The 17,328-nt window shown below is 38.8% G+C and carries 10 protein-coding genes and 1 pseudogene; 9 read left to right on the top strand and 2 right to left on the bottom strand.

Annotated elements, in window-relative coordinates:
• The first annotated feature begins 89 nt into the window (after positions 1-89).
• The 5 genes and pseudogenes from QUB80_RS24975 to QUB80_RS24955 all read left to right on the top strand — a co-directional run bounded on the left by QUB80_RS24975 (position 90) and on the right by QUB80_RS24955 (position 7,337).
• Positions 90-1,109 (top strand): helix-turn-helix domain-containing protein, encoded by a 1,020-nt coding sequence (locus QUB80_RS24975; protein WP_289792181.1) that lies wholly within the window; start codon positions 90-92, stop codon positions 1,107-1,109.
• 221 nt (positions 1,110-1,330) lie between these two features.
• Positions 1,331-3,961 (top strand): TonB-dependent receptor, encoded by a 2,631-nt coding sequence (locus QUB80_RS24970; protein WP_289792180.1) that lies wholly within the window; start codon positions 1,331-1,333, stop codon positions 3,959-3,961.
• A 191-nt stretch (positions 3,962-4,152) separates the two neighbouring features.
• Positions 4,153-5,153: pseudogene (locus QUB80_RS24965) on the top strand (iron-siderophore ABC transporter substrate-binding protein).
• On the top strand, positions 5,131-6,015 hold the full coding sequence (locus tag QUB80_RS24960) for a ferric iron reductase (RefSeq protein WP_289792179.1): 885 nt from the start codon (positions 5,131-5,133) through the stop codon (positions 6,013-6,015). Before QUB80_RS24965 ends, QUB80_RS24960 begins: the two are co-directional and overlap by 23 nt.
• Entirely contained in the window at positions 6,015-7,337 is a 1,323-nt protein-coding gene (locus tag QUB80_RS24955; RefSeq protein ID WP_289792178.1) for an MFS transporter, read from the top strand. Before QUB80_RS24960 ends, QUB80_RS24955 begins: the two co-directional genes overlap by 1 nt.
• 14 nt (positions 7,338-7,351) lie before the next feature.
• Here the strand turns inward: QUB80_RS24955 and QUB80_RS24950 are convergent, their stop codons facing one another.
• Complete coding sequence (locus QUB80_RS24950; RefSeq protein ID WP_289792177.1) at positions 7,352-9,211, bottom strand: ABC transporter ATP-binding protein; 1,860 nt, start codon at positions 9,209-9,211, stop codon at positions 7,352-7,354.
• Positions 9,212-9,364: 153 nt separating this feature from the next.
• Entirely contained in the window at positions 9,365-11,125 is a 1,761-nt protein-coding gene (locus tag QUB80_RS24945) for an ABC transporter ATP-binding protein (RefSeq protein WP_289792176.1), read from the bottom strand.
• A 267-nt stretch (positions 11,126-11,392) separates the two neighbouring features.
• Here QUB80_RS24945 and QUB80_RS24940 point away from each other — a divergent pair, with 267 nt between their 5' ends.
• The 4 genes from QUB80_RS24940 to QUB80_RS24925 all read left to right on the top strand — a co-directional run bounded on the left by QUB80_RS24940 (position 11,393) and on the right by QUB80_RS24925 (position 16,896).
• Complete coding sequence (locus tag QUB80_RS24940; protein ID WP_289792175.1) at positions 11,393-12,436, top strand: helix-turn-helix transcriptional regulator; 1,044 nt, start codon at positions 11,393-11,395, stop codon at positions 12,434-12,436.
• A gap of 340 nt (positions 12,437-12,776) precedes the next feature.
• A complete protein-coding gene (locus tag QUB80_RS24935) occupies positions 12,777-15,380 on the top strand; it encodes a TonB-dependent siderophore receptor (protein WP_289792174.1) in 2,604 nt (867 codons plus the stop codon).
• A gap of 32 nt (positions 15,381-15,412) precedes the next feature.
• Positions 15,413-16,420: an iron-siderophore ABC transporter substrate-binding protein gene (locus QUB80_RS24930; protein WP_289792173.1), complete on the top strand. Its 1,008-nt coding sequence runs from the start codon at positions 15,413-15,415 to the stop codon at positions 16,418-16,420.
• Between the two features lie 80 nt (positions 16,421-16,500).
• Positions 16,501-16,896, top strand: coding sequence for a DUF1636 domain-containing protein (locus QUB80_RS24925; RefSeq protein ID WP_289792172.1), 396 nt, complete (start codon positions 16,501-16,503; stop codon positions 16,894-16,896).
• Positions 16,897-17,328: the final 432 nt, after the last annotated feature.

The raw sequence follows: 17,328 nt of genomic DNA, 5'->3' as shown, positions 1-17,328 counted from the left end.
AATATGCCCATGATTGCTGTAAATTAGACTGTAATGGTTTTCGCAGTTAAGAATAACTTGCAATTTGTTATCTAAAATTGCCGTTAAATATGACAAATATCCTCACGGAAGAACAAATCGATGAAATTGAACAGGAAACTCTAGAAAATTTAGAGGTCTCATATAATACTAAAGGCTTTGACAAAATCAAGAAATTGTCCAGTAGTTTATATAACAGTTATTATCAAGTAGTTGAATTTCGTCCAGGATTAAGTCTAGAAATTTTTGATGAGAATTATTATAAGCAAGTAAGTTGTAAGATTAATCACTATGATTTTTATGCGCTGACAGCCAAATTTTATTTAGCTGGCAATCATAGAGTAATTTGCCCTGGAATCAAAAAGGACAAAGAAAATTATCGAGAAACAGTAGGGAATAACTACTTATTTTATCTACCAGATATTGAAGAGATTGAGCAATTTTTTGCAGGCGATCGCATTTATTTAATTAGAATTATTTTAGACATAGATTTCCTCAAATCCTTCATTAATGGGCTGGAGTATTTGCCAAAACAGTTGCAGCCTTTTTTGGAGAGGGAGTCTCCACCGCTTTTTCATCGTCCTGTAGGCAAAATTACACTGGCAATGCAGACAGCGTTACAGCAAATCATCAATGTACCTTATCAGGGGATGATACAAAGAATGTATCTCGAAGGTAAAGTACTAGAATTACTTGCTTTGCAGTTTGCCCAATTGCTAGAGGCTGAGGGAGATAAACAACCCTTAATCAATCTCAAAGCTGGTGATGTTGAGAAAATTTATCAAGCCAGAGATATTTTAACCAAAAACTACGATCATCCACCCTCATTAATTGACTTAGCTAGAGAAGTTGGTATCAATGACAACAAACTAAAGTATGGTTTTCGTGAAGTGTTTGGCACTACAGTATTTGGATATTTGCGTGATTATCGTCTAGAAATAGCGCTAAAGTTGCTACAAGAACAAAAGCAGAACGTAAGAACTGTAGTGAATATAATTGGTTATGCAAATCAAAGTCACTTTGCAGCCGCATTTAAGCGTAAATTTGGTATCACTCCTCAAGATTGTCGGTTAGGTAGAAAAGCTGTCTAACTGCATCAAGATAATTGCAGAATTAGTCTAGCAGGTTTTCGTCCGTGGGCAATTTGCTGCTTACTTGCGGGTTCATATCAAAATTTATCAACACTCTCCCGCGATGGTTCAAAACTCTCCGTCTACTATATAGATTTATCCATCGTAAATTACGTAAACTCTTCCACAGGTATTTGCAAATTATTCGCAATATTTCCTTTGCATTTTGTGGAGTGAGGGGTATGGAGTCTCGGCGATCAAAAGAAATTATTTCAGCAGGAATTTTATTAGCATTTATCTCATTGCTTGTACAGCCAGCTGTTGCGAAAAATGAGTTGCGTAATTCCACTAGTCAACCACAATTGCTAGTGCAATCATACCCCCCTGTTTCCCCCCTTACCAAGGGGAGACAGAAGGGGGGTGAAGTTGTAAAGGTTACAGGTGTTAAAGTCAATTCCACAGATCGGGGTATTGAAGTCATCTTAGAAAGTACCCAAACGGAAGTACTTAAACCCGTGATTAAAAGCGAAGAAAATAACTATATTGCAGATATCCCCAACGCAGTTCTAGCACTACCAGAAGGTAAAGAATTTAGCGCTGCTAATCCCGTTCAAGGAATTGTATCTGTGAGTGTGACTCAAGCTGATGCTAATACTGTGCGGGTAACAGTGACGGGTGAGGCGGGTTTACCCACAGCAGAGTTATTTGACAGTGATGAAGGTTTGATTTTTGAACTTGCACCTGTTGCTGAAGCAACACAACCACCGCAGAACCTCACCCCGCCTACGGCACCCCTCCCCTTGCCAAGGGGAGGGGAAGGGGAAAGTGAAACACAACCAGAGCAACCAACGGCGGAGAGTGATGAGCCAATTGAATTGGTTGTGACAGGTGAACAAGACAGCTATCTAGTACCCACAGCCAGCACCGCAACTAAAACAGATACCCTCCTGCGTGACATACCCCAAGCAATTCAGGTGATTCCTCAACAAGTACTACAAGATCAACAAGTGAGGCGCTTGAATGAAGCTTTACGAAATGCACCAAGTGTTATACCCGATAACTCGGAACGTTCTGCTTTTGAAGGATTTACCATTCGTGGTTTTAGTAACCGCAATATCATTCGCAACGGTCTGAGAGACGATACTAACATCACAAGTAATGTTATCACTGATAATATTGAACAGATAGAGGTTTTGCGGGGGCCAGCTTCGGTTCTGTTTGGACAAGGTGGAACCGGAGGTACAATTAATATCGTCACGAAACAACCTCAAAGTATTCCTTTTTATTCAATTGAGGGAACCATCGGTAGTTTTGACACCTATGGTGGTTCTATAGATTTTACAGGCCCGTTAAATAATGACAGAACTTTACTGTATCGCTTGAACGCATCTATATTCCGGACAGACACATTTGTTGATTTTTTTGACACAGAGCGTTACTTTATTGCTCCCAGCTTAACTTGGTTGATGGGTAAAAACACGCAATTAACTTTAGAAGCTGAGTATTCACAGCAACGGCAACCAAACGATCGGGGTTTACCTGCTGTGGGTACAGTCTTACCCAACCCCAATGGTAAAATACCAATCAATCGTTTTATTGGTGAGCCTTTCTCTGAAATTGACAAAAATAATCGCCGTCCTTTGCGAATTGGCTATGATTTTGAACATCGTTTTAATGAAAACTGGCAAATACGTAATGCCTTTAATTTTTCATACCTGAGTGTAGAACAAAATTCTTTGTTTCCATCAGCACTTTTAGAAGATAATCGCACTCTCGAACGGGGTTTAGTTATTTCTAAATTTGCACAACAAGCTTATAATTTAGATACAAATGTTGTGGGCAATTTCAAAACAGGTAGTGTTGACCACAAGCTATTGTTTGGTATTGACCTGTCGAGAGATGTTTCTTATAACGAAGGCAGAGTCTTTTTTCGAGAACTTGGCCCCATAGATATTTTTAATCCCATTTATCGACGTGATAGTGCTGGTGCAGACCTTGAAGAAATTCCTAATGAACCTACAATATCTGAAGGTTTAGGAATTTATTTACAAGACCAGATTTCCTTATTCGACAATTTGAAATTAGTTCTAGGTGGAAGATTTGATATTGTCACCCAAACACTAGAAAATGCTCAAGGTGAAACTACTTCTTTTCAACAGGATGAAGCATTTAGTCCTCGTATTGGTCTTGTCTATCAACCAACTCAAGCAGTTTCTTTATATGCTAACTATAGCCGTTCTTTTCAACAGGTTACAGGAACAAATTTAGACAGAAGACTTTTTGAACCAGAACGGGGAACTCAGTATGAAGTTGGCATGAAAGTAGATTGGACAAAAAATCTTGCTTCAACTCTAGCTTTATATCAAATTACACGCTCTAATGTTCTCACATCCGATCCTAGAGATCCTAATTTTTCTATCCAGACAGGAGAACAAAGAAGTAGAGGAATTGAATTAGATATAACAGGTGAAATTTTACCAGGATGGAAAATAATTGGTGGCTATGCCTACACTGATGCACGAGTGACTAAGGACAATGATATTTCAGAAGGAAATCGGATCAACAATGTACCAGAACACGCTTTTAGCTTGTGGAGTACCTACGAAATCCAAACAGGAAATCTGCAAGGATTAGGATTTGGTTTAGGACTTTTTTATGTAGGAGAAAGACAAGGAGATTTAGACAATAGCTTTAGTTTACCAAGTTATTTACGTACTGATCTAGCCTTGTTTTACCGCAGAAATAACTTGCGAGCGGCTTTGAATGTGCAGAACTTGTTTGACAATGAATATTTTGAAGCAGGTGAAAGCGATCTGCGCGTTTTTCCTGGCGCACCCCGCACGGTAAAATTTACTTTGGGTTGGCAATTTTAATTGAAGATGAAAATAGTTTTTTGGTGAATCAATCATGTCTATTAATTGAAATACTGATTGCATACCAATTCTAAGTTAGGACTTATACATAGCCCTAGAATTGCACTAGGGCAGTTTCATCTCCAAAGTTATCACTCAAGTACACAATGATAAGGAAATGCTGGTATAAACACATCAGATTATTCTTAATCGTGACCTTTACTGCAATCTTTCTCAAGGGTTGCTATAGCTTTTCTCATCAAAAAGTATCTTCGCCAACAGCAAAGCTAATAACATCCGAATGTCGAATCATTAAGCATGAATTAGGAGAAAGCTGTATTCCTGTTCATCCTCAACGAATCGTAGTGACGGATCAAGATATTTTAGAAGTGGTAGTGGCTTTAGGTTTAAAACCAGTAGGAACAGTTCGGGCAAATATTGTGGGTAGTAAAGCGCGTGTATTAGCTAGAAAACTTGATGACATAACTTATCTAGGCAAGGAAAGCCAACCAAATCTTGAAAAAATGGTGCAACTACATCCAGATTTGATTTTAGGATTTGGAATTGAACCACAAAATTATAATTTATTTTCTCAAATCGCTCCTACAGTTTCTATTGAGTTTAGTCAACATAATATTTGGAAAAATTATCTGCGACGTATTGCTAAAATTCTAGATAAAATTGAAGAAGCTGAAAATTTACTTGCTCATTATCAACAAAGAGTGCAACAGATCCAAATGGCTATGGGTAAAAAATTGAGTCAGCTAGATATTTCTGTAATTCGGTTTTATGCAGGACATAGTTTTACTCAATTTCAAACCCAGCTATCATTTTCTGGAAGTGTTTTAGAAGATTTAAAGCTTTCAATACCAGCTACACAACTTCAGGTTAGCCAAGGTAAAAGTTCAGATCATACATATATACAAGTAAGTTTAGAACGCCTAGACTTGCTGGATGGAGATATTTTATTTGTAGCACTAGACCCAGGTTCGGAACGAAATTTCAACAAATATAAAAATAGTTCTTTATGGCAAACCCTACACGCAGTTAAAAATGAACGAGTTTATCTTGTTGATTCCGGTTACTGGATTTTTGGTAATATTCTCTCAGCAAATGCGATTTTAGATGACCTTTTTAAATACTTAGTGGAAGCCTCATAAAAGTTATTCATAATCAGAGAAATACTACAAATGCCACAAAAATTAAATTATAGTCGTGAGTGTAATCTTCTAGAAGATATATTTACTCTTGCTCAACGCACTTTAGATAGTTTCTATACAGACTGCATTATTTTGACTCAACCTTGCGATCGCGCTGAAGTTATCTCACTGAATGATTATCTACAACCAGAGAGACTTTTATCTGCTTGGAAAGCCAGCGACATATACCAAAAAAGCCAAGATATTCGCATTACAGCTTCTATCTGGAACAAAGTTTATAGTTGGACAACGTTACCAGGTATTTTAGCCTTGATGACTTGGGCGGGAATAGGGCTGGATGCTGGGCTTGACAATGTAAGTTTTGTTTTAGAAGACGGCGAACCTAAGGCGCTATGGTTTCACGATCTTAGTCAGACTGTAATTTATCCTCAGCGATCGCCTATTCCAATTCCCACAGACTACCCAGGCATCATAGTAAACAGCGTTGAAGCCCTACACCAAGCTGTCTTCACTAGCTTATTCCAGCGTAATCTAGCACCAATGATAGAGCGAGTTCACAGCTTAACCAAACTCTCCAAAAAAACCATGTGGGGCAATGCGGTTAATGCTTCCCATGGGCAGTTTGCCGAACTCAGCCAATGTACTAGCTCAGAAGCGATACAAACAGATTATTCAGTCTTGTATGAACAAGCCTACAGTTCAGTCATGCCGGGACGCAATCCCCTCTACAACTTGGTACGCACTGAACAACTTAACGAACCCGGTTTACCAGCCACAACCACAGTTAGACTCACCTGCTGCTTGTATGCTTTCATTCCCCCATACGATGAAAAGTGTACCAACTGTCCTCTGATGCAACCACAGGAACGAATTGCCCAAATTAAAAAATACATGGCAGAGGCTGACTCACACTGATGCCACAACAACCAAACCCCGCCAGTATGCGTAATTTTATAATTGTTTGGCTTGGTCAGCTAGTTTCTACCATTGGTAGCAGCATGACTAGCTTTGCGATTGAAATTTGGGCATGGGAAATTACAGGTAAAGCAACTACCCTCACTCTGGTAGGTTTTTTTAGTTTACTTCCCAGTATTATCATTACCCCTATCAGTGGTGTAATTGTAGACAGATTTAACCGCAAACTTTTAATGATGGTGGGTGATACAGTTGCTGTCTTCACAACAATTATCATTCTGCTACTTCATCTCACCAATAATTTACAAATTTGGCACTTTTACCTTACAGGTGCGATTGTCGGAACTTTTAATCAATTCCAGTCTTTGGCGTACTCGTCATCAGTATCGCTGATGATTCCCAAACAACACTATACCCGCGCTAGTAGTCTAGAATTTTTGTCTGGTTACGGTAGCAATATTATCGCACCTGCGTTGGCTGGATATCTTTATACAGTCATTGGTTTTCTCGGAATTTGGCTGATTGATATCTTTACTTTTGCGATCGCTATTGGCAGTTTATTGTTAGTTACTATTCCTCAACCATCACCAACCACAGAAAATGAAACAATAGTCGATATTTGGCAAGATTTGGGATTTGGTTGGCGCTACATTACTACTCACAAAAGTTTACTGGCACTGTTAGTAGTTAACTTATTATTTTGGCTACCCCATGACATTGGAGATTCCCTATACGCACCGATGATTTTGTCACGGACAGATAATAATACCTTAGTGCTGGGTAGCTTGGCTTCTGCTGCTGGTTTTGGTGGTGTGACAGGAGCCATAATTGTGAGCACGTGGGGTGGTTTTAGACGGAAAATTAAAGGTGTTTTATTGGGAATGATCGGTGCAGGCTTAAGTAAAATTGTTTTTGGTTTGGGTAGAACACCTTGGGTTTGGATTCCGGCTCAATTTTGTTCGTCTTTAAATTTCCCTTTAAATGGGAGTTCGGATACTGCTATCTGGTTGGCAAAAGTACCACCAAATGTGCAAGGAAGAGTTTTTGCAGCGCGATCGCTAATTTTGCAGCTAGCTTCTGCGGTAGGCTATTTAATAGCAGGGCCTTTGGCAGATCGTGTTTTTACACCTGCATTGCAATCTGGAGGTTTTCTTGTCGGTATTTTGGGAGAATTATTTGGTACTGGTACTGGTGCGGGGATAGCACTTTTATATGTGATGTGTGCAGTGTGTATGTTGCTGGTTGGTTGGGCTGGGTTTTCTGTACGCGTGCTACGGGATGTAGAAACTATTGTGCCAGATCATCATCTCGAACACACATAGTCAGCAAGCAAACTCTAAAAAATCCAATCAGCTTGCCCATCTCCTAAAATCTCATCAAAATTTCCTTGCGCTACAACTCTACCAGCTTTGATCACAAGAATTTGGTCAGCACGACGTAAAACAGAACGTCGATGCGACACTACAAGACAGGTTGGTATCCAATTGTTTTGTTCCTGTTCATTTTTATTGGCAAAAATCCGCGACCATAATATTAATTCTGTTTCTACATCCAAAGCACTAGAAAGATCATCAAATACAAGTAATTCAGGTTGGCGTACAAACATTCTGGCTGCTGCAACTCGCTGTATTTGTCCACCAGAAAGTCGAACACCTTTTGTACCTACTAAAGTTTCTAGTTGTTGATTCATAGTTGCTAAATCTTGTTCAAACACAGCCATTTTTAGAGCTGTTTCGATATCAAAATCATCTTTAGACAAGCCCAGCAGAATATTTTCTCTCAAAGTGTAGCTAAAAAGTTGAGGGATTTGGGGAGTATAAGCACTTCGAGGTGGAACAAAAAAATTGGCAGGATCTGCAACTATGTTCCCATTCCAGTAAATTTCCCCACTTTGTTTGGGTAATAATCCTAATAAAACCTGCAATAATGTAGTTTTACCAGAACCAATTCGACCAGTAATTACAGTTAAACTACCACGCTGAATCTCAAAGCTAATATCTGTAATTCCTTGAGTAGTGCTTGGATAGCAATAACTTAAATTAGATACTTTTAAGGTTTGTAGGCGGTAAGCGCTAGCCATGCCGTCAGGCTTATCGCTCTCATGCTCCAAAGGTTGCTCTAATCGGGGCAGAGCTTTTTTAGATTTGCCTAAATCTTTAATATACAGAGGTTTAGGGGCTACTAAAGTATCTGCTGATGCACCAGAAATTAAAGCAGCCATGCGTTCAAAGGCAACTTCTGTTTGCTTGTAAAAAGCTATAAATCTGCCTAAAGAATTAAAAAAACCAGTTACAAATGAAAGGTTATAGACAAATAAAGCAAAATCCCCAACTGTTAGCTTCCCAACACCACTTTGCATTAAAAAAGAAGCCATCAGTAAAATTAAACCTGTCCCTAAATTTACCATATTTTGAAATAGTGAATTGAGAATGGCATTTAGTAGACTGTCTTTAACCACCATCTGACGGCGCTTGTCATTCAGATTGCGAAAATACTCCAGCACGTTTTGTTCTGCACCAGCAACTTTAATTGCTTGCACCGAGCTAAATATTTCCCCTAAAATACCTGTCACTTTTTCGGTAGCCTGACGGCTGGCTATGCGATAGCGCTTGATGCGAGTTTCTGTTTGTTGGATAATTACTATCATCCCTACTAACGGGAGAAAAACGAACAGTGTCATTTGCACATTGACACTCAATAAAATTACTAAACAAACGATCGCAAATATCCCTTCTCCCAGAATTTCTGATACCCATGCTACATTATCTTCTACTTGCTCGGCATCATCACGAAAATAACTAATTACCTCACCCGGTGATACAGTTTTGTCAGTTTCGCCACTAGCCATCATCGGTTGTGCATGAGGATTATTTAAGAGGCGTTCTAATAAATTCCGTCTTAACAATGATCTCATGGTAAAACGGTGCTGGGTTTTGGTAATCCGCCCCGCAAATATCGCCGCTATATGTCCCAAATTCAAAGCCAGCAAAAAAGCAATTAATGCCCACGGTGATAAACCAAATTGAGCTTCGCCTGTCAGACTGTTGAAAAATTCCCGGATGATTAACCCAGGTAGGGCAGGTAAGCCCATAATCAAAATCCAGAAAAAAGTGTCAATCAAGTAGAGTTTTGGTTTGTAGCAAATCAATTGCCATAATAATTTCCAACCTTGTAGCTTTTTTGTGGCTGATGTCATAACTAATTCGTAATTAAAAATAGTACTACTCTGAAAGTAAGGCAGAAGAAATCACTTTTGAGTACGGGTGGGTTTTAATAACAATCTCTCTAGGATGACGAAATATCTAAATAAACCCGCCCCTACTAATGACTAATGACAAATGACTAACCACTAAATTAATAAATCACTTAAACCAGCTTGTAATAATTGGGCAAAGCGTGATTGAGGATTTTTGACTAATTCTTCCCGTTGACCGTATTCAGCAACTCGACCTTTTTCTAAAATCAAGATTTGATTCGCTCTTTCTACTGTTGCCAAGCGATGGGCGATAATAATGCCAGTACGTCCTATCAATAACTTGTCTACAGCCCTTTCAATCAGTTTTTCTGTCATTGGATCTAGGCGGGAAGATGCTTCATCTAAAATCACTAAGCCAGGATCTTTGAGAAAAACACGGGTAAATGCTAGTAACTGCGCTTGCCCAGCCGATAAGCCACTACTGTCTGCTCCCAAAATAGTGTCTAAACCGTTGGCTAATGAATGCAACCATTCTGACAATCCCAACATTTCCAAGGTTTCGTGAATGCGATCGTCGCTGATATATTGGTTAAAAAAGGTTAGATTATTACGGACTGTGGTTTGAAAGAGTTGTACATCTTGAGTGACTAATCCTACAAGTTTTGGCAAATCTGTTAAGGGAGTTCGGTTTATAGGTACACCTCCCAAACAAATGGAGCCAGATTGTGGATCATATAACCTCAGCAATAATCGCGCTAAAGTCGTTTTCCCACTTCCAGTACGCCCCAATAATCCCAATACTTGGGCAGGAGGTAAATAGAAGGAGATATCTTGCAAAATTAAGTCCTCATTTCCCGGTTTGTTTTCACCATAGCTAAATAAAACATTCTCAAAACCGATAGAAAGCGCACCATGAGGAATTGATTTATTTCCACCTGCACTTAATTGAGATTGAATGTGTAATAACTCTGTTATGCGGTAAATACTAGCATCTGCCTGCTGAAGGTCTTCAAATTGGTTGCGAATTTGTTCAATCGGTTCGCTCAAAAGAGTGGTGTAGTAATATAAAAGGTAGACTGTACCGATAGTAATAGCCTGTTGACTCCATAGGTAAGCACCTACCGTTAAAGCGATGATACTACCTAAGGTAAAGACACCGTTAGTCGTACCCCAAAGAATTGTATCGGCAAACCGGGCTTTATGAAATATAGGTAACCAGCGTCGCAAAATTTTGTAGAAGCGATGCATGACATAATTTTTAGCTCCATTGGCTCGGATGTCTTCCATGCCAGTTAGCTGCTCACCTACAAAACCAAAAAACTCTGCGCTAACTTGGCGATAGCTTCCCCAGTGAGGAACGGCAATACCACGCAACCGAATCAGAATCAATAAAGCTATCAGAGCAAAAAAGAAAATAGCTAAACCTGCTCGCCAATCTTCGTAGAAAAGAACCACAATTACACCCAAAATCATGAGCAAATTGCCCAAGATATGTACAGTGAACTTAGAGAAAAACTCAGACAAATTCTGAACATCACCGTCTATGCGTTCAACTAATTCGCCGGGTGTGCGGCATTTGTGAAAAGATAAATCTAGTTTCAAGCAATGCTCTACTAAGTCTGCACGCAAAGCGTTAGTAGCTGTCCAAGCAACGTTTTCGCCATAAAATGTCGCAGTAATAGAGATAACTTGTGTGATTAAAGCTATACCAATAAACAGTAAGGCAGCTAAGAATAATTTTTGACTTGAGCCACCAGCAACAGCCGTATCGATAAAGTAACGCAGAATTTGGGGGTTGAGTATTTGTAAGCCGATGCTGGCAAAAAGGGCGATCGCAAACTTTACAACTCTTCCCTTTTGTGGATTTAGATACTCTACAAGTAAGTTCCAGTATTGCTGTAGTCCTATTTTCATAAACCCTTAGCTATCAGCAAGAATTTTCTTGATGCGGTGAAAGAATTCACAGTAATTGAGAAATTAATGCAAAAAAATTGTATGCTTAATAACAAATTAACAGTATAAAAATAGTTTATTCTCATCATGCTAGTGCTAATGACTGTCAATAAACTGTTACTTGCTGCATTTAATTACAAGTACAACTCAAACTGACTTTGGATTGATAATTCACCAGAACACATTGCTAATAATTAGCAACAAATCAAAACTTATTGCTATTAAGTTATGACAATCACAATTTCACAACAAGCTTTTTGGGATTTATTTGTAGAGATACCAGAAACGGAAACAAAGGGCGATGGGCTAAACCCCACCGTAGATGAACGTTGGAATATGTTTGACACCATTTGTCATTTCCCGAAAGAATTAGGTCAAGGATTTTCTGGTGGAATAGAACTACGGGATGGTTTATATTTAGAAATTTCAGAATATCAACTGTATGACGATCTAATTGTAAAACTCCCCGAACGACAACATCCTTTAGAATACAGCTTTTATGTAACAGGATATCACCAAGATAACCATTTTTATATCAGTAACGGACAAAACAGTTTGTGGGGTAGCGGTTTAGCACCAAAAGAGAGATTTCAATCATTTAAATCAGAAAAAATAATTGATATTAATGTTCACATCGAACCAGAGTTATTTCGCTTTTTTATGGGTAAAGAAAAAAAGCAGCTTCCGCAAGAATTAACTCACCTCGTCAGAAAACCTCATCAAGAATATTATTCTCGTTCCGGCACTACAACTCCAGCAATGCAAGTAGCATTACAGCAAATTTTAAATTGTCCCTACCAGGGAATGATGAAACGGATGTACCTAGAAAGTAAAGTTTTGGAACTAATGGTATTGCTAATTGAAGAAGATGTGTCCGCACATCATGGCAAAAATGATACTTTTTCATTAAAGCCTGATGATATAGAACGCATTCACTATGCCAAGGAAATTTTAATACGTAATTTAGATAATCCTCCTTCTTTAATGGAATTATCCAGACAAGTCGGCTTGAATGACTGTACCCTCAAAAGAGGCTTTCGTTTAGTGTTTGGTACAACAGTCTTCGGCTATTTACATCATCATAGATTAGAACAAGCACGCAAATTGTTAGCCACAGGAGACACAAGTATTTCTCAAGCAGCTCGTAGCGTCGGTTTTGCTAGTCGTAGTTATTTTGCCACTGCTTTTAGAAAAAAATTTGGCATCAATCCCAAAGAATTCTTAATAGCTAATTCACGCTCATGTATGGAACTGAATGAACTGATAGGGTAAGAACGAGAACATGAAACTGTTTTCTTTTTAATATCAAATTTTATCTTGAAATTTAAATATGCAAAAGCAATGATAATCTGATTTCACAACTTAAAACTTTAAAAATTCCGTCTAGCATTCAAAAAATTCCGTCTAGCGTTCACAAAAATCACCCACGCCCAAGAGCTTTCCTGTAATCTTCTTGATAGTAATTACTATTTGCAAGGAAAAGGAACTGGAGATTGGTGATTAGGGATTGGGCATTGGATTTTTTCTATCCCCCTTGTCCCATGCCCTTGTCACCGCGTCTCCGTGTCCCCGTGTCTCCTTGTCCTCTTCTTCTTGTGTGGTGAGTAGAGTGATGTCAAATCAGTTGCAAAAATTAGCTTGGGCGATCGCTTTGGCTTTGGTATTGGTTAACCCACCTGCATCGGCTGAAAATAACCAAAAACCAACATCTAAAATTTCTCAATTGAGTGATATAGAAAAACCTGCGAAGAGTATTCAACAGTGGCTTGCCCAGTCTCTTGTTCAGGTAACAGGTGTTCAGTTACAAGCAACAGACAAAGGCATAGAAGTAACTTTAGAAACCAATCAATCAGAGCAACTGCAACTCACAAATAAGAGTGAGGGGAATAGCTACATTATTGACATTCCCAATGCCCAATTAAAGCTACCTAGTGGTAATACATTCCGTCAAGAAAAACCCACTACAGGAATCACTGAAGTTACAGTTACTAACCTGGATGCGAACACGATTCGCATGACGGTAACTGGTGAAACTGGTACGCCGCAAGTTGAGTTATTTGATGGTGATGAAGGTTTGATTTTTGGAGTTGTGCCAAGTATGACTACTACTGAGGCGCAACCGCAGAATTCCACCCCACCTACAGCACCCCTTCCACCAGACACTACAACAGAAGAGTCACAACCATCGGCACAAAATGAAGAACCAGAAGAACCGATTGAATTGGTGGTTACTGGTGAACAAGGTGGATACCGTGTAGAAGAAGCATCAACCGCTACTAAAACTGATACGCCTCTCCGTGATATTCCTCAGTCTATTCAGGTAATACCCCGCGAAGTTCTCAAAGATCAAGGCACAATTCGCGTTCAAGATGCACTGCAAAATGTGAGTGGTTCTACAAATGCTGGTTACTACCAAGGTTTCAGTGAGTATCTTGCTTTACGTGGTTTCCGTGCAAATGTGTTTCGGGATGGAATTCGTTCCTACCAAGATTATGGTGGCTTGATTGAAACTGCTGATATTGAACGTCTCGAAGTACTTAAAGGCCCAGCATCAGTATTATTTGGAGATGCTCCCCCAGGTGGTTTGGTTAATTTAGTTACTAAACAACCTCTAGCTCAACCATTTTATTCTTTTGAGGGAACTGTTGGCAGTTTTAGCACTTATCGAGGTGCTATTGATTTATCGGGGCCGTTAAATGATAGCAGAAGTATACTTTCTCGTTTCAATGCTTTGTATGAGAATGCTGGAAGTTTTCGTGATTTTGTAAATTCAGAGCGTGTGTTTCTTGCTCCTAAATTCAAGTTTGCACTTGGTGCTAACACAAATTTAACTATAGATGGTTCTTGGCTTCAGGAAACACGAACAGCAGATGATGGAACTGTAGCAATAGGTAATCGTCCGGTAGATCTACCACGAGAACGTTTTTTAGGTGAACCGTTCCAGGATGTGGAAGTAAATGTGACTAATTTTAGTTACTTATTTGACCATAAATTTAGCGACCAATGGTCAATTAGAAATACTTTCCGCGCTCAGTTCGTAAATTTAGAACGCTACTATCCTCTACGAGATTCTCTAGATGAAGAAACGGGTGAATTAAGTAGATTGCAATATTTTTCTCAGCGTCGAGATAATGCTTATTCAGTGCAAACGGATGTGGTAGGAAAATTTTCTACAGGCTCAATTAAACATCAATTATTGTTGGGATTTGATTATACTAAAATCACTGAAGATGGAACTTTTGGAGACTTTGAACCTTACCCATCTATTAATATATTCAACCCAGTTTATGCTCGTTTAGAGTATCCCAAGCGAGACATATTAAATTTCTTCCGTGATGATACTCTCGATAAATATGGGTTTTATTTTCAAGACCAAATAGAAATAATTCCCCAACTCAAATTACTAGCAGGAGGACGATTCGATATTTTTGAGCAAAATCGTACTGTACGCAATTTGGGTGAAGAAAGGGAAGAATTTTTTCAGTCTGATAGTAACTTTAGTCCACGCTTGGGAATAGTTTATCAACCATCTCAAAATATCTCGCTTTACGCATCTTATGCAACCTCTTTTGAACCTAGTTTTGGTCAAAGTCGCAATGGTGATGGTGAGCCATTTAAACCGGAAACAGGTAGACAATTTGAAGTGGGTGTGAAAGCTGATATTACCCGCAATTTGAGTGCAACTTTAGCATTGTATGACCTCCGCAAGCAAAATGTTACTGTTGATGACCCGAATTCAACCGATCCCAACGACCAAATTCAAACTGGGGAACAGACAAGCAGAGGTATTGAACTGGATATTGCTGGGGAAATTATCCCTGGTTGGAAAGTGATTGCTTCTTATGCTTACATTGATGCCTTTATCAGCAAAGATACCACCGATTTAGAAGGTCGCCGTCGAGATAACATCCCAGAACACGCAGCAAGCTTGTGGACAACCTATGAAATTCAACAAGGAAGTTTGCAAGGGTTGGGATTTGGATTAGGATTATTTTTTGTTGGCGATCGCTTCGGGGATTTAGACAACAGTTATGTTTTACCAAGCTATGTGCGTACCGATGCATCGGTATTCTACAGGCGCGACAACTGGAGAGCTGCCTTAAATATTCGCAACCTATTTGACAAAACCTATTTTACTGGTTCTGAGGGTAGTCGTTTAGGTGTCTACTATGGTGAACCTTTAACATTCATTGGTTCGTTTGCAATTGAATTTTGACAAAAATAGGGTGTAGGTTATGAAATACCATCATGAATGACAGTTATATCAAAATAAAAAGCTTTACTCACTGGTTCCGATTTGGAATTGTAATATTTTGTACTCTACTGCTGGCTGTAGCTTGTCATCATGGTGGTTCTATACCTGCTAATTATCAAAGTACAAACCCGGCTTGTCGTCAGTTTGAACACGCTGCGGGAATCACCTGTATTCCGGAAAACTTTCAGCGACTTGTAACTCTAGATGATGCTTCGTTTGAAAATGCGATCGCACTAGGTATTAAACCTGTTGGTAGCATTTTCTTCGATTTCTCTTTTTATTTACAAGACAAGCTGATCGGAGTGAAAAACATTGGTAAGAATGGCGAACCTAACTTAGAAAATATTCTCGCGCTTAAACCAGACTTAATTTTAGGTTCTGACTATCAGCGATATATTTATAATCTATCTTCAAAAATTGCCCCAACAATTTTATTGAACTTTGAACATAGTGGTAAATGGAAAGAGGTGTTTACCAATATTAGTGTAGCCTTAGGAAAGGAAAAAATTGGTCAACAAGTCATGGCAAATTATTACCGTCGTCTCGAAGAATTTAAGCAGCGCATGGGTGATAATTTATCAAAACTCAAAGTGTCTGTAGTGCGAGTGTATCCAAGTAATATTAATATTTATCTACGTGATTCATTCTGCGGCATTGTTTTACAAGACGCTGGGTTATCTCGCCCAGACTCACAAAATCTCAGTGCATCAGAGGGAGAGAAATTATTTAGTAATTCGATTCAAATGTCTATTGGTAATGAATTAATCGAAAAAGCAGACGGTGATGTTATATTTATCTGGACGGCTGAAAATAGTACCCAAGGAAACCAAACAGCAAAAAATAAATTAGAGCAACTCAAATCAAATCCACTTTGGCAAAATTTAAAGGCTGTGCAACAAAATAAAGTTTATTTAGTTCCGGACTACTGGATTGGAAGTGGGATTTTAGCTGCAAACGCAATTATTGATGACTTATTTAAGTACCTCATAAATTCACCATAAAATTACCCTAAGGATAGTTAAGTTTGATATAACATTATTACTGAAAATTTTGCCTAGATACTTTTTATAAATCTCTGATTATGACACTTCATACCTTATATGTTTGTAAATCGTGCAGTGCAATTCTCGATCACGAAGAAGCAGACGATCGCGCTGAAGGAAATCAACTATTCCTCAAACTGCTGGAAGCTCAAAAAAATAATTCTATTTATGCCACTCTCAACATTCAGTCTGTGGGATGCCTGTGGACTTGCGTTGAGAAACGCTCTTGTGTTGTTACCTTTGTTTGTCCGCAAAAATATACATACCATTTTGTCGATCTAACAGAAGATAGTACAACTGATTTGTTGCAATTCAGCCAGCTTTATCAAGAAAGTCAAGACGGATATGTTTTACCTCCCAAGCTACCTGGCACACTGCGATCGCATCTGCTAGCACGCATCCCTCCTACACCTGAGGCGATCGCCAAGACTTAAGGCAAGATTTGGTGCAATAAAAAACCCCAGCCGATTAGCTGAGGAGAGAGGAGAAGTACGAATGACAATTGTGAATATCAATACAGGCGTCCAAAAGTTTTAGATGACGCCCAAATCTATGTAAATTTCAATTGATATAGGGTAGTTATTTGGTTTTTTTAATTTGTGTAAATTAATATAACAATAAATATTACAAATAGTCAATAGTGGTTGACACTAAAATACTCATAGACTAAAGATAATGCCGAATTAGCAACAACAGAGTCAAGCGATCGCCTGATTGGGTGTTGTACAGTGACTCAGATCTTGCATCTGAGTTCTTGTCCGCCAAGAAATTTATTTCTTGGCTTAAAGCTAATGTCTACTAAAGTAGACTGGGTAAAGTTTTCAGTCAGTTTTAACTGACAGTCGCTATCAGCCTGGAACTGAAGT

The organism is Chlorogloeopsis sp. ULAP01, assembly GCF_030381805.1.
In the GTDB taxonomy this organism is placed as follows: Bacteria; Cyanobacteriota; Cyanobacteriia; order Cyanobacteriales; family Nostocaceae; genus Chlorogloeopsis.
The sequence above is the reverse complement of the archived record's forward strand: the minus strand, read 5'-3'. Positions and strand labels throughout refer to the sequence as shown.